This is a genomic window from Pseudomonas frederiksbergensis (assembly GCF_017114915.1).
GTDB classification, from domain to species: Bacteria; Pseudomonadota; Gammaproteobacteria; order Pseudomonadales; family Pseudomonadaceae; genus Aquipseudomonas; species Aquipseudomonas frederiksbergensis_I.
In genome coordinates this window covers 33,415-46,782 of sequence record NZ_JAAUOE010000040.1, presented here as the reverse complement: position 1 = coordinate 46,782, position 13,368 = coordinate 33,415, and the positions used below count along the sequence as shown (strand labels likewise).

Genomic DNA, 13,368 nt, shown 5'->3' with positions numbered 1-13,368 from the left:
TGGAGCAGTCTGGTAGCTCGTCGGGCTCATAACCCGAAGGTCGTCGGTTCAAATCCGGCCCCCGCAACCAGTTTAAGGAGCCCCTTTTCAGGGGCTTTTTGTTAGCTGGACACTTTCAACGCCGCTGTTCAACGGCGTTTCAAGGATGGGCGTTTCGCCCATTTTTTTATTTTGCATAGCATGCACATACATGCACGAGGGGGTTCAGGTGTCGAGCAAGCTAGAAGAGTTGCAGGCCTTGCTGGCCCCGGTGGTCGTGGCCCTAGGCTATGAATGCTGGGGTATTGAGTTTACGGCTCAAGGTCGCCACTCAATGTTGCGCGTTTATATCGATAAAGAAGGCGGCGTGCTGGTGGACGATTGTGCCATCGTCAGTCGCCAGATCAGCGGTGTACTGGATGTTGAAGATCCTATCGCCGTTGAATACACCCTTGAAGTTTCCTCGCCTGGCATGGAACGCCCACTGTTCACTCTTGAGCAGTTTGCAAAATTTGCCGGTGAACAAGTGAAGATCAAGCTGCGCTCGCCTTTTGAAGGTCGACGCAACTTTCAGGGCCTTCTGCGCGGTGTAGAAGAGCAGGACGTCGTGGTGCAGGTTGAAGACCATGAGTTTCTGTTGCCGATCGATATGATCGACAAGGCCAACATTATTCCCAGTTTTGACTGAGACGCGGATCCCGCGGATCCAATGGCTTGCGAAAGGCGAGGCGTACGATGAGCAAAGAAGTACTGCTGGTTGTTGAGTCGGTATCCAATGAAAAGGGCGTACCGGCAAACGTAATTTTTGAAGCGCTGGAGCTGGCTCTGGCCACTGCTACCAAAAAGCGTTTCGAGGACGAAGTCGATCTGCGTGTGGAAATCAATCGCCACACTGGTGCTTATGAGACGTTCCGTCGCTGGACGGTCGTCGAAGAAGCCGATCTGGACGATCCGGCCATCGAAACCTGGCCGAGCAAGGTTGCCGAAACGCACCCTGGCGCCAAGGTCGGTGACGTTGTCGAAGAAAAGATCGAATCCATCGAGTTCGGCCGCATTGCTGCACAGACTGCCAAGCAAGTCATCGTGCAGAAAGTTCGTGAAGCCGAGCGTGCTCAAGTCGTTGATGCCTATCGCGAGCGCTTGGGGGAAATCATCTCCGGCACCGTGAAGAAAGTCACCCGCGACAACGTGATCGTCGACCTGGGCAACAATGCTGAAGCGTTGCTGGCCCGTGAAGACATCATCTCTCGCGAGACCTTCCGGGTTGGCGTGCGTCTGCGTGCGCTGCTCAAGGAAATCCGCACCGAGAACCGCGGCCCGCAGCTGATCCTGTCGCGTACCGCGCCGGAAATGCTGATCGAGTTGTTCCGCATCGAAGTGCCGGAAATCGCAGAAGGCCTGATCGAAGTAATGGCTGCGTCCCGTGACCCGGGTTCGCGCGCCAAGATCGCGGTCCGCTCCAAGGACAAACGCATCGACCCGCAAGGCGCTTGCATCGGTATGCGCGGTTCGCGCGTCCAGGCGGTGTCCGGCGAGTTGGGTGGCGAGCGTGTGGACATCGTCCTGTGGGACGATAACCCGGCTCAGTTCGTGATCAATGCAATGTCGCCGGCTGAAGTGGCGGCAATTATCGTTGACGAAGATGCCCATGCAATGGACATCGCCGTTGGCGCAGACAATCTGGCTCAGGCCATCGGTCGCGGTGGTCAGAACGTGCGTCTGGCTAGCCAGTTGACTGGCTGGACCCTGAACGTGATGACCGAATCGGACATCCAGGCTAAGCAACAAGCAGAAACCGGCGACATCCTGCGCAACTTCATCGACGAGCTGGAAGTCGACGAAGACCTGGCACAGGTGCTGGTAGATGAAGGTTTCACCAGCCTGGAAGAGATTGCCTACGTACCGTTGGAAGAAATGCTCAACATCGACGGCTTTGACGAAGAAACCGTCAACGAGCTTCGCGCTCGCGCCAAGGATCGTTTGTTGACCAAAGCCATCGCTACTGAGGAAAAGCTGGCAGACGCCCATCCGGCCGAAGACCTGCTCTCGCTTGAGGGCATGGACAAGGATTTGGCGATGGAACTGGCGGTGCGCGGCGTAATTACCCGCGAAGACCTGGCCGAGCAGTCTATTGACGACCTGCTCGACATCGACGGCATTGACGATGATCGTGCCGGCAAGTTGATCATGGCCGCCCGAGCCCACTGGTTCGAGTAATTAGGCGCGGCCTGAGGAGAGAAGTGCATGACGCAAGTCACGGTGAAACAACTGGCCGATGAGGTCAAAACACCGGTAGAGCGCCTGTTGCAGCAGATGCGTGAGGCAGGTCTGCCGCACACCGCCGCCGAAGAACATGTGACTGACAGTGAGAAGCAATCTTTGCTGACTCACTTGAAAAGCAGCCACAAGGCGAAAGTGGAAGAACCACGCAAGATCACGCTGCAGCGTAAAACCACCAGCACCCTGCGTGTTGCTGGCAGCAAAAGCATCAGCGTTGAAGTACGCAAGAAGAAAGTCTTCGTGCAACGCAGCCCGGAAGAGATCGAAGCCGAGCGCAAACGCGAACTGGACGAACGTCGCGCAGTAGAAAATGCTGCACGTCAGAAGGCTGAAGAAGAAGCCAAGCGTCGCGCCGAAGAAGAAGCGCGTCGCCAGCCTGCTGCTGCGCAAACCGCTCCTGTCGAAGCAGTCGCGGCCCCTGTTGCTGTTGCCGAGCCTGTGCGTGAAAGCGCCCCGGTCATGGCTGCTGCGCCAGCACCTGCAGTCGACACGCGCAAACGCGACGAACAGCGTCGTCCGGACAAACCACGTGCCGACGACAGCAACCGTCGTGGCGGTGGCGATGGCGAGCGCAAAAACGCTCCGCATCGTGCTTCGGTCAAGGAAAAAGCGCCTGCTCCACGCGTTGCGCCACGTACTACCGATGAAGAAAGCGATGGTTTCCGTCGCGGTGGTCGCGGCAAGGCCAAGCTGAAGAAGCGCAACGCTCACGGTTTCCAGAGCCCTACCGGCCCTGTCGTGCGTGAAGTGAAGATCGGCGAAACCATCACTGTTGGCGATCTCGCCCAGCAGATGTCGGTCAAGGCTGCTGAAATCATCAAGTTCATGTTCAAGCTGGGTACTCCGGCCACCATCAACCAGGTACTGGATCAGGAAACTGCCCAACTGGTTGCCGAAGAGCTGGGCCACAAAGTGACCCTGATCAGCGATACCGCCCTGGAAGATTCCCTGGCCGAGTCCCTGAAGTTCGAAGGTGAAGCGGTTCCTCGTGCGCCGGTCGTGACCGTCATGGGTCACGTTGACCACGGTAAGACCTCGCTGCTCGACTACATCCGTCGTGCCAAGGTAGCTGCTGGCGAAGCCGGCGGTATCACCCAGCATATCGGTGCGTACCACGTTGAAACCGAACGCGGCATGGTCACCTTCCTCGACACCCCGGGTCACGCCGCGTTTACCGCAATGCGTGCCCGTGGTGCCAAGGCGACCGACATCGTGATCCTGGTGGTTGCGGCGGACGACGGCGTGATGCCACAAACCATCGAAGCCGTTCAGCACGCCCAGGCTGCTGGCGTTCCGCTGGTGGTTGCGGTGAACAAGATCGACAAGCCGGGTGCCGACCTCGATCGCATCCGTAGCGAATTGTCGGTTCATGGCGTGACCTCCGAAGAGTGGGGTGGCGACACTCCGTTCGTTCCGGTTTCCGCGAAGATGGGTACCGGTGTCGACGAACTGCTCGAAGCCGTACTGCTGCAGGCCGAAGTTCTCGAACTGACCGCCACTCCATCGGCTCCTGGCCGTGGTGTTGTGGTTGAATCGCGTCTCGACAAGGGCCGCGGCCCGGTGGCGACCGTGCTGGTTCAGGACGGTACCCTGCGTCAAGGCGACATGGTGCTGGTCGGCTCGAACTATGGCCGCGTGCGCGCCATGCTCGACGAGAACGGCAAGCCGATCAAGGACGCGGGCCCGGCCATTCCGGTCGAGATCCTCGGCCTGGACGGTACCCCGGACGCTGGCGACGAGATGAGCGTGGTTGCAGACGAGAAGAAAGCCCGTGAAGTGGCTCTGTTCCGTCAAGGCAAATTCCGCGAAGTCAAACTGGCCCGTGCTCACGCCGGCAAGCTTGAAAACATCTTCGAGAACATGGGTCAGGAAGAGAAGAAGACGCTTAACATCGTCCTCAAATCCGACGTTCGTGGTTCGCTGGAAGCGTTGAACGGTGCCTTGAACGGCCTGGGTAACGACGAAGTGCAAGTGCGTGTGGTCGGTGGCGGTGTCGGTGGTATCACCGAATCCGACGCCAACTTGGCACTGGCCTCCAATGCTGTACTGTTCGGTTTCAACGTGCGTGCCGATGCCGGCGCTCGCAAGATCGTCGAGCAGGAAGGTCTGGACATGCGTTACTACAACGTGATCTACGACATCATCGAAGACGTCAAGAAAGCCCTCACCGGTATGCTCGGCAGCGATGTTCGCGAGAACATCCTGGGTACCGCTGAAGTGCGTGACGTGTTCCGTTCGCCGAAGTTCGGCGCGATCGCCGGTTGCATGGTGATCGAAGGTGTCGTTCACCGTAACCGTCCAATCCGTGTACTGCGTGAAGACATCGTTATCTTCGAAGGCGAGCTGGAATCCCTGCGCCGCTTCAAGGATGACGCTTCCGAAGTACGTGCCGGCATGGAATGCGGTATCGGCGTGAAGAGCTACAACGACGTCAAGGTCGGTGACAAGATCGAAGTCTTCGAGAAGGTTCAGGTTGCTCGCAGCCTCTGACTTGCACACTTCAAGAGCCCTGATGGCCAGCCGCATGCAACTGCGCGGCGCATCGGTCGGGCTCTAAACGCAACGCCCGGTCTGGCTTCTGTCAGGCCGGGCGTTTGCCGCTTTCAGACCACACGGGTTTCACCGTGGGGCAGTAACAGGTAACAAGACATGGCAAAAGAATATAGCCGTACCCAACGTATCGGCGATCAGATGCAGCGTGAGCTGGCACAGCTGATCCGTCGTGAAGTCAAAGACCCGCGCGTCGGCCTGGTCACCATTACCGCTGTTGAAGTCAGTCGCGATGTCGGTCACGCCAAGATCTTCATCACCGTGATGGGGCAGGACAGCGCCGAAGAAATCTCGCAAAGCATCAAGGTGCTCAACTCCGCTGCCGGTTTCCTGCGCATGCAGTTGGCTCGCGAAATGAAGTTGCGCAGCGTTCCTCAGCTGCATTTCCACTACGACGAAAGCGTCGTGCGGGGCGCGCATCTGTCGGCCCTGATCGAGCGCGCCGTGGCTGAAGACAGCCAGCACGCCGCTGAACCCGAAGACGCCAAGGAGTAATCGGTGGCTCAGGTCAAACGTATCCGTCGTAACGTCAGCGGCATCATCCTGCTCGACAAGCCGCTGGGATTCACTTCCAACGCGGCATTGCAGAAAGTCCGCTGGTTGCTCAACGCCGAGAAGGCCGGGCACACCGGCAGTCTCGATCCGCTGGCCACCGGCGTGCTGCCGTTGTGCTTCGGCGAGGCCACCAAGTTCTCGCAGTACCTGCTCGATTCCGACAAGGGTTACGAAACCCTGGCGCAACTGGGCAAGACCACCACCACGGCCGATGCCGAAGGTGAAGTTTTGCTGGAGCGTCCGGTGACCGTTGGTCGCGCCGATATCGAAGCCGTTCTGCCGAAATTTCGTGGGCAAATCAGTCAGATACCGCCGATGTACTCGGCGCTCAAGCGCGATGGTCAGCCGCTGTACAAGCTGGCTCGTGCAGGCGAAGTAGTGGAGCGCGAACCGCGTTCTGTTACTATTGCGCGCTTGGAATTACTGGCCTTTGAAGGTGATACTGCGCGGCTTGCGGTGGATTGCAGCAAAGGCACCTATATCCGTACCCTGGTGGAGGATATTGGTGAGCAACTCGGTTGTGGCGCTTACGTGGCTGAATTGCGACGGACCCAGGCCGGGCCTTTCACGCTGGCCCAGACTGTCACCCTGGAAGAGCTGGAAGCGGTACATGCCGAAGGCGGCAACGAAGCGGTCGACCGCTTCCTGATGCCATCGGACAGCGGCCTGCTGGATTGGCCACTGTTGCAGTTCTCGGAAGCGAGCGCGTTCTACTGGCTTAACGGCCAACCGGTACGCGCCCCGGATGCACCGAAATTTGGCATGGTACGGGTACAGGATCACAATGGTCGCTTCATCGGTATCGGTGAAGTGAGCGAAGACGGGCGCATCGCGCCACGTCGTTTGATTCGGTCGGAATGACCGAAACCAGCCTGTGTAACAGCAGACTGGCGAGGGTGGCTGTCAACAGGCACGGTCACTACTCATTTATAGATACAGGGATTTGTCCCTGGCCTGTTGAAACTGTTTTCCTGAAACAGTTTCCTGATAAAAGGATTGCCTCATGGCTCTCGACGTTCAAGAAAAAGCTCAAATCGTAGCTGACTACCAGCAAGCCGTTGGTGACACTGGTTCGCCAGAAGTGCAAGTTGCACTGCTGACCGCCAACATCAACAAACTGCAAGGTCACTTCAAGGCCAACGGTAAAGACCACCACTCCCGTCGTGGTCTGATCCGCATGGTTAACCAGCGTCGTAAGCTGCTGGACTACCTGAAAGGCAAGGACGTGAGCCGTTACAGCGCTCTGATCGCTCGCCTGGGTCTGCGTCGCTAATAAGCGATTGCGCTAGAGGTTGGTTGTCTGTCGTGCGTCAGCGGGTTTCCCGCCAGCGCATGGCAGGCTCCCAGCCTCAAGTTTTATCTGGATATCAGCTTTACCCTGGACAATGGAGTCGGGCCGATTCCCGGCGTTGCCCAAGAATTTCGCAAGAAGACAAGTTCCCCCAAGAGCCACAAAGAAGGTAGGACACCGTGAACCCGGTAATCAAAAAATTCCAGTTCGGTCAGTCGACCGTTACCCTCGAGACTGGCCGTATCGCCCGTCAGGCCTCCGGCGCAGTATTGGTCACCGTTGACGACGACGTCAGCGTATTGGTGACCGTCGTCGGTGCCAAACAAGCCGATCCAGGCAAGGGCTTCTTCCCTCTGTCTGTTCACTACCAGGAAAAGACTTACGCTGCCGGTAAGATCCCTGGCGGTTTCTTCAAGCGCGAAGGCCGTCCTTCTGAGAAAGAAACCCTGACTTCCCGACTGATCGACCGTCCGATCCGTCCACTGTTCCCGGAAGGCTTCATGAACGAAGTGCAGGTTGTCTGCACCGTCGTTTCCACCAGCAAGAAGACCGATCCGGACATCGCTGCGATGATCGGTACCTCGGCTGCCCTGGCCATCTCCGGTATTCCTTTCGATGGCCCGATCGGCGCTGCCCGCGTTGCGTTCCACGAAAGCACCGGCTACCTGCTGAACCCGACTTACGAGCAACTGGCTGCTTCGAGCCTGGACATGGTCGTCGCCGGTACTTCGGAAGCCGTTCTGATGGTTGAATCGGAAGCCAAAGAGCTGACCGAAGACCAGATGCTGGGCGCCGTACTGTTCGCCCACGACGAATTCCAGGCCGTGATCCAGGCCGTCAAGGAGCTGGCCGCCGAAGCTGCCAAGCCAACCTGGACCTGGGCTCCACAAGCCGAAGCCACCGAACTGCTGGGCGCCATCCGCGCCGAGTTCGGCGAAGCGATCTCCCAGGCTTACACCATCACCGTCAAGGCCGACCGTTACGCTCGCCTGGGCGAGTTGAAGGATCAGGTGGTTGCCAAGCTGTCCGGCGAAGAAGGCCAGCCTTGCGCTGCTGACGTCAAAGCGGCTTTCGGCGAAATCGAATACCGCACCGTTCGCGAAAACATCGTTAACGGCAAGCCACGTATCGACGGTCGCGACACTCGCACCGTGCGTCCGTTGAACATCGAAGTCGGCGTTCTGCCAAAAACCCACGGTTCGGCCCTGTTCACCCGTGGTGAAACCCAGGCTCTGGTAGTCGCGACACTGGGCACCGCCCGTGACGCACAACTGCTGGATACTCTGGAAGGCGAGAAAAAAGACCCGTTCATGCTGCACTACAACTTCCCTCCGTTCTCGGTGGGCGAGTGTGGTCGCATGGGTGGCGCCGGTCGCCGCGAAATCGGTCACGGCCGTCTGGCCCGTCGTTCGGTTCAGGCCATGCTGCCTGCCGCTGACGTGTTCCCGTACACCATCCGTGTTGTGTCGGAAATCACCGAGTCCAACGGTTCGAGCTCCATGGCTTCGGTCTGCGGCGCTTCCCTGGCTCTGATGGACGCCGGTGTGCCGATGAAGGCGCCGGTTGCCGGTATCGCCATGGGTCTGGTTAAAGAAGGCGAGAAATTCGCCGTCCTGACCGACATCCTGGGTGACGAAGACCACCTCGGCGACATGGACTTCAAAGTAGCCGGTACCGCCAAGGGTGTGACCGCGCTGCAGATGGACATCAAGATCAAAGGCATCACCGAAGAAATCATGGAGATCGCTCTGGGCCAGGCCCTGGAAGCGCGCCTGAACATCCTCGGCCAGATGAACCAGATCATTGGCCAGTCGCGTACCGAACTGTCGGCCAACGCTCCGACCATGATCGCGATGAAAATCGACACTGACAAAATCCGTGATGTTATCGGTAAAGGCGGCGCGACCATCCGTGCGATCTGTGAAGAGACCAAGGCTTCGATCGACATCGAAGACGACGGCTCGATCAAGATCTTCGGCGAAACCAAGGAAGCTGCAGAAGCTGCACGTCAGCGCGTTCTGGGCATCACCGCTGAAGCTGAAATCGGCAAGATCTACGTGGGTAAAGTTGAGCGCATCGTCGACTTCGGCGCCTTCGTCAACATCCTGCCAGGCAAGGACGGTCTGGTTCACATCTCCATGCTGAGTGATGCTCGCGTCGAGAAAGTGACCGACATCCTGAAAGAAGGCCAGGAAGTGGAAGTACTGGTACTGGACGTGGACAACCGCGGCCGTATCAAGCTGTCCATCAAAGACGTAGCAGCAGCCAAGGTTTCGGGCGTTTAATTACTCCCGCACCTGACCGCTTCAACGTTATAAAAAATGCCCCGCCGTTAAAACGGCGGGGCATTTTTTTGTGTGCAGGNGTTAAAACGGCGGGGCATTTTTTTGTGTGCAGGAAGATCAAAAGATCGCAGCCTTCGGCAGCTCCAGATTCGATGTACACCGAGATAGCGGAGTTGAACACAATCTCGGGTAGGAGCTGCCGAAGGCTGCGATCTTTTGATTCTGCGGTGCGCGAAGTTGCCGGACCTCGAGACCGGTGCTAGGTTTAGCCCACAGCCCGTGTAGCTCAGCCGGTAGAGCAGCGCACTCGTAACGCGAAGGTCGCAGGTTCGATTCCTGTCTCGGGCACCACTTTCCTCGTCTGTTTTATGTTCCCGGGATTTCCTGCGCCTTACGCCCGTGACTTTTTGTGCGGTAGATGTAAAGAGCCGTGTAAATCGTCGGCAAAACGTCCTATATTCGTTGCCTGCCTGAGCATCGCCCAGCAGTTTTCAGATGATCCCGAATGGTTCTGAAGGCCAGACAAACCGGGCTTCAAACGGTTTTTTTGCGTCAGAGAGATCCTTGATGATCCAGATCCATCTTCCATTCCCCAGATCAACGAGAACGCCATGACCGTTAAAGAATTGACCCAAGAAGCCAGACACGAAGAAGCCCTGAGAAAGTATGTGCTGGACGCACCTGAATTGATGGATGAGATCAAGGACTTGCCACCCGATGATCAGAAAGACCAGATCCAGTGGGCGTTCGAAGATGAGGCCGAAGCCCAGGGCTTGCAGCCATGGGAACTGACGCTCAAGTACACCTCAAGCCCGCAAGAGTACGAGGCCGCGCGCCTGGCGCTGCACAAGGAGGCGGCCGAGGTATTGGGCGTCGAGTGGGAAGAGTACTGCGAGATGAACAATCTGGTCGTTTGACAGCAGTTTGAAGCTTCAAGCGGCAAGCTATAAGCCAAAGCAGATTCGCTTGAGGCTTGCAGCTTGTCGCTTGTAGCTGCTCCTCAGAGACTGAGGCGCATCGACAGGTCCACAGCCTTCACATCCTTGGTCATCGCACCAATCGAAATGTAATCCACCCCGGTCTGTGCAATTGGCAGCAACGTACTTTCGTTGATACCGCCGCTGGCCTCCAGTTTTGCCTTGCCGGCGTTCAGGCGCACGGCTTCGCGCATGTCATCCAGGCTCAATTCGTCGAGCATGATGATGTCGGCACCCGCCGCCAGGGCTTCTTTGAGTTCTGCCAAGTCCTCCACTTCAATCTCCACCGGTTTGCCCGGGGCGATCTTGTGCGCGGCGTTGATGGCTTCAGCGATGCCACCGCAGGCGGCGATATGGTTTTCCTTGATCAGGAACGCGTCATACAGGCCGATGCGGTGGTTATGGCAACCGCCGCAGGTCACGGCGTATTTCTGGGCCAGACGCAGCCCCGGCAGGGTTTTGCGGGTGTCGAGCAATTTCACTTGGGTTTGGGCGACGAAATCCGCCAGGTACTGCGCGCGCGTGGCCACGCCCGAGAGCAGTTGCAGGAAGTTCAGCGCGCTGCGCTCGCCTGTGAGCAGCGAGCGCGCCGGGCCTTCGAGGTGGAATAACACCTGATTGGGTTTCACCCGCTCGCCATCGGTCACTTGCCAGTGCACGGCGACCCGCGGATCCAGCTGCCGAAACACGGCATCAACCCACGCCGTGCCGCTGATGACGGCGGCATCGCGGGTGATGATGGTGGCTTTGGCCAGGCGTTCGGCCGGGATCAGTTGCGCGGTGATGTCGCCGCTGCCGATGTCCTCGAGCAACGCACGGCGCACGTTGGCTTCGATTTCGGCGGTCAAATCGGCGAGACGTAGATTCGGCATAACGGGCTCCACAAACAAAGTGGCCCGATTATAGGGCCATGGTGCGAGGCAACCCAAGGCATCGTCGGCCATCCCGTCGCTCGCCATCTGCATTTGGTCGATTCGCGCGAGCAATCGTCCCTGAGCAAGGGGCTTTCATAAACGTCTATTTCCACGGGCGGTGCAGAGTCTGCTGGCACAAGGAGGACCTTTTGCAGATAATTCGCCTTGTATTTGACGTCATGGCTTTGACGTGTGGAGTGGATATTGTTCCCCACTGAGCGCCGGCTGCCTGGCCTGCGAGCTCGATCTTTCTTAACGAACCGAACCGAAGAATCACCGTTTCAGGAGGCTTGGATGCACAACGACGGGAATGTAGTGCCTTTGCACAAGGCCGCTACCGACCAGGCTCATTCGCTGCTCGCCCGCCTGCCCGTGATTCTGCTTCAGGTTCGCGACAAGGCTGCGCAACAGCTCAAGCAGGGTTTGCAGGAGCTGTTCGATAACGCCGACGACACCCTGTTCGAAATGGCCGACCGGGCCCGAAACGACGTCGAGCAAAACATCTTCTTCGAGGCCATGCGCGATTTGCGCCTCAAGCGCAAAAATATCGAACGCGGTTTTCTCGAGCAGTTCCTCGAGGCTTTCCTGCGCCTCACGCAGTTCGACACCGCTCAGGCGGCCTTGCCTCGGGCGTTGTTCGATACCTCGGCGTCATTATCCCGCGACGACATGGAGCGCAATGTGGCGGTGGAGGGCATGGTCGGCAAAGTGCTGCACCGCGACGGTTTCGCCCTCGACCAACTCACCGCCCGACTCAGCACGTTGCTGGGCAAGACGCTGGTCGAACAGCACAACCCTCTGGGACCGACGCTGCTCTGCGAGTATTTCCTGCAGGCCGGGCGCAACCTGGGGATGGAGATCAAGGTCAAGCTGATCATCCTCAAGCTGTTCGAGCGCTACGTGCTCAGCAACACTGATCAGCTCTACGCCGAAGCCAATCAACTGCTGATCGCCACCGGCGTGCTGCCGGACCTCAAGCCTGCCCCGACGCGGCGTGCCGCCGATCGGGCGGCCGCCGGTGTTCACGATGCACCCGCCAAGGCGGGGGGGCGCTGCGGCATTCCACAGATTGACGAGGGGGTGCAGGAAGTTTTCGCCGCCTTGCAGGAGTTGCTGTTCCATGTGCGTGGCAGCGTTGCGCCGACCCTGGAGGTCAGTGCCCAGGCCCAGCCCATTTCTACCCGCGACTTGCTGCGCCTGCTCTCGCACTTGCAGCAATACGTGCCGGCACTGGCGGCTCAGGACGACTTCGATCTGCGTAACCAGCTCGAACAACTGCTGACCCGGGTCAGTGTCAAAAGCGGCAAGTCACGCGTGGTCGGGGTGGCTGATGAAGATGTGATCAACCTGATCGCCATGCTCTTCGAATGCATCCTCGATGATCGCAACCTCCCGGACTCCCTCAAAGCGCTGATCGGCCGCTTGCAGATCCCGATGCTGAAAGTCGCGGTGCTCGACAAGAGTTTTTTCAGCCGCAGCAGCCATCCGGCCCGGCGTTTGCTCAACGAAATCGCCGCGGCGGCCTTGGGCTGGGGCGCGTGCGATGACCATGAGCGCGACAGTCTGTACCTGCGCATCGAACAGGTGGTGCAGCGTTTGTTGAACGACTTTGTCGATGATCCGGCGATCTTCTCCGAACTGCTGGCGGATTTTCTCGCCTTCACCCATGACGAGCGCCGTCGCAGCGAATTGCTCGAGCAGCGTACCCGTGATGCCGAAGAAGGCCGCGCCAGGACCGAACTGGCGCGCCAGCGTGTCGAGCAGGCGCTGAACCAGGCGTTGCTGGGCAAGATTCTGCCGCACAGCGTGGTGGCGTTTGTCCAGGACGCCTGGAGCAAAGTGCTGTTGCTGACCGGCCTTAAGCACGGTGATCAGTCCGCCGAATGGCACGCCGATGTGCAAACCATGGAGCAGTTGATCTGGAGCGTGCAACGCCATGACGAACCCGACGCGAACCTGCGCTTGCTGGCGCTGGTGCCGGGGTTGCTCAAGTCGTTGCGCGAGGGGTTGAACAGCTCGGCGTTCGACCCCTTCGCCACCAGCGAGTTTTTCAGCGAACTGGAAGTCTTGCACGTTCAACTGTTCGAACGACCGGGCCGGAACAGCACGCCTGTCGACGGGCCGATGATGGTCCAGGTGCAGCAGGAAATCGTGCTTCGCACCGCTGACGAGGGCCTGGTCGAAACAGCTTCGGTGCGTTTGCCGGAGGACGATGCTGCTCTGCTGCAGGTCGATCAACTGCGCCCGGGTTGTTGGGTCGAGTTTCAGGAAGATGAAGACAATACCTTGCGCTGTAAATTGGCGGCGATCATTGAAACCACCGGCAAGTACATCTTCGTCGACCGCACCGGGATGAAAGTGCTGGAGCACAGCCGTACCGGTCTGGCCCAGGAGTTGCGGCGTGGCGCGGTGCGCATGCTGGACGATACCTTGCTGTTCGACCGGGCGCTGGAGTCGGTGCTGGGTAACTTGCGGCGCCTCAATCGCGGCAAGTGATCGCGCGACGAGGGTCTATCGCGGCATACTGAGCGCCAACA

At 58.7% G+C, this 13,368-nt stretch carries 10 protein-coding genes and 1 tRNA gene; 10 read left to right on the top strand and 1 reads right to left on the bottom strand.

Annotated elements, in window-relative coordinates; all coding sequences use genetic code 11:
* The first annotated feature begins 208 nt into the window (after positions 1-208).
* The 9 genes from rimP (at position 209) to HCU66_RS22595 (ending at position 9,857) form a co-directional block, all read left to right on the top strand.
* Entirely contained in the window at positions 209-667 is a 459-nt protein-coding gene (gene rimP, locus HCU66_RS22635) for a ribosome maturation factor RimP (RefSeq protein WP_205890659.1), read from the top strand.
* A gap of 47 nt (positions 668-714) precedes the next feature.
* Positions 715-2,196 (top strand): transcription termination factor NusA, encoded by a 1,482-nt coding sequence (gene nusA, locus HCU66_RS22630; protein ID WP_007900474.1) that lies wholly within the window; start codon positions 715-717, stop codon positions 2,194-2,196.
* A 27-nt stretch (positions 2,197-2,223) separates the two neighbouring features.
* Positions 2,224-4,749: a translation initiation factor IF-2 gene (gene infB / locus HCU66_RS22625; RefSeq protein ID WP_205890658.1), complete on the top strand. Its 2,526-nt coding sequence runs from the start codon at positions 2,224-2,226 to the stop codon at positions 4,747-4,749.
* A gap of 159 nt (positions 4,750-4,908) precedes the next feature.
* Positions 4,909-5,304 carry a 30S ribosome-binding factor RbfA gene (rbfA, locus tag HCU66_RS22620; RefSeq protein ID WP_205890657.1) on the top strand — a complete coding sequence of 132 codons (396 nt, stop codon included), beginning with the start codon at positions 4,909-4,911 and terminating at the stop codon, positions 5,302-5,304.
* A 3-nt stretch (positions 5,305-5,307) separates the two neighbouring features.
* On the top strand, positions 5,308-6,225 hold the full coding sequence (gene truB, locus HCU66_RS22615; RefSeq protein ID WP_007933551.1) for a tRNA pseudouridine(55) synthase TruB: 918 nt from the start codon (positions 5,308-5,310) through the stop codon (positions 6,223-6,225).
* A 142-nt stretch (positions 6,226-6,367) separates the two neighbouring features.
* Positions 6,368-6,637, top strand: coding sequence for a 30S ribosomal protein S15 (gene rpsO, locus HCU66_RS22610; protein WP_011332409.1), 270 nt, complete (start codon positions 6,368-6,370; stop codon positions 6,635-6,637).
* A 197-nt stretch (positions 6,638-6,834) separates the two neighbouring features.
* Entirely contained in the window at positions 6,835-8,940 is a 2,106-nt protein-coding gene (pnp, locus tag HCU66_RS22605; protein ID WP_205890656.1) for a polyribonucleotide nucleotidyltransferase, read from the top strand.
* Between the two features lie 275 nt (positions 8,941-9,215).
* Positions 9,216-9,291: transfer RNA gene (locus tag HCU66_RS22600), tRNA-Thr, on the top strand.
* Positions 9,292-9,551: 260 nt separating this feature from the next.
* Entirely contained in the window at positions 9,552-9,857 is a 306-nt protein-coding gene (locus tag HCU66_RS22595; protein ID WP_205890655.1) for a DUF6388 family protein, read from the top strand.
* 83 nt (positions 9,858-9,940) lie between these two features.
* On the opposite strand, the gene nadC is transcribed toward HCU66_RS22595, so the two are convergent.
* Positions 9,941-10,789: a carboxylating nicotinate-nucleotide diphosphorylase gene (gene nadC / locus HCU66_RS22590; protein ID WP_205890654.1), complete on the bottom strand. Its 849-nt coding sequence runs from the start codon at positions 10,787-10,789 to the stop codon at positions 9,941-9,943.
* A gap of 336 nt (positions 10,790-11,125) precedes the next feature.
* On the opposite strand from nadC, the gene HCU66_RS22585 reads away from it, so the two are divergent.
* A complete protein-coding gene (locus HCU66_RS22585; protein ID WP_205890653.1) occupies positions 11,126-13,327 on the top strand; it encodes a DUF1631 domain-containing protein in 2,202 nt (733 codons plus the stop codon).
* Positions 13,328-13,368 lie beyond the last annotated feature (41 nt).

What these genes read in the sequence shown, in the direction of transcription:
- nusA (WP_007900474.1), top strand. Translation starts at nt 715, where the DNA reads ATGAGCAAAGAAGTACTGCTGGTTGTTGAGTCGGTATCCAATGAAAAG.
- infB (WP_205890658.1), top strand. Translation starts at nt 2,224, where the DNA reads ATGACGCAAGTCACGGTGAAACAACTGGCCGATGAGGTCAAAACACCG.
- rbfA (WP_205890657.1), top strand. Translation starts at nt 4,909, where the DNA reads ATGGCAAAAGAATATAGCCGTACCCAACGTATCGGCGATCAGATGCAG.
- rpsO (WP_011332409.1), top strand. Translation starts at nt 6,368, where the DNA reads ATGGCTCTCGACGTTCAAGAAAAAGCTCAAATCGTAGCTGACTACCAG.
- HCU66_RS22595 (WP_205890655.1), top strand. Translation starts at nt 9,552, where the DNA reads ATGACCGTTAAAGAATTGACCCAAGAAGCCAGACACGAAGAAGCCCTG.
- nadC (WP_205890654.1), bottom strand. Translation starts at nt 10,789, where the DNA reads ATGCCGAATCTACGTCTCGCCGATTTGACCGCCGAAATCGAAGCCAAC.
- HCU66_RS22585 (WP_205890653.1), top strand. Translation starts at nt 11,126, where the DNA reads ATGCACAACGACGGGAATGTAGTGCCTTTGCACAAGGCCGCTACCGAC.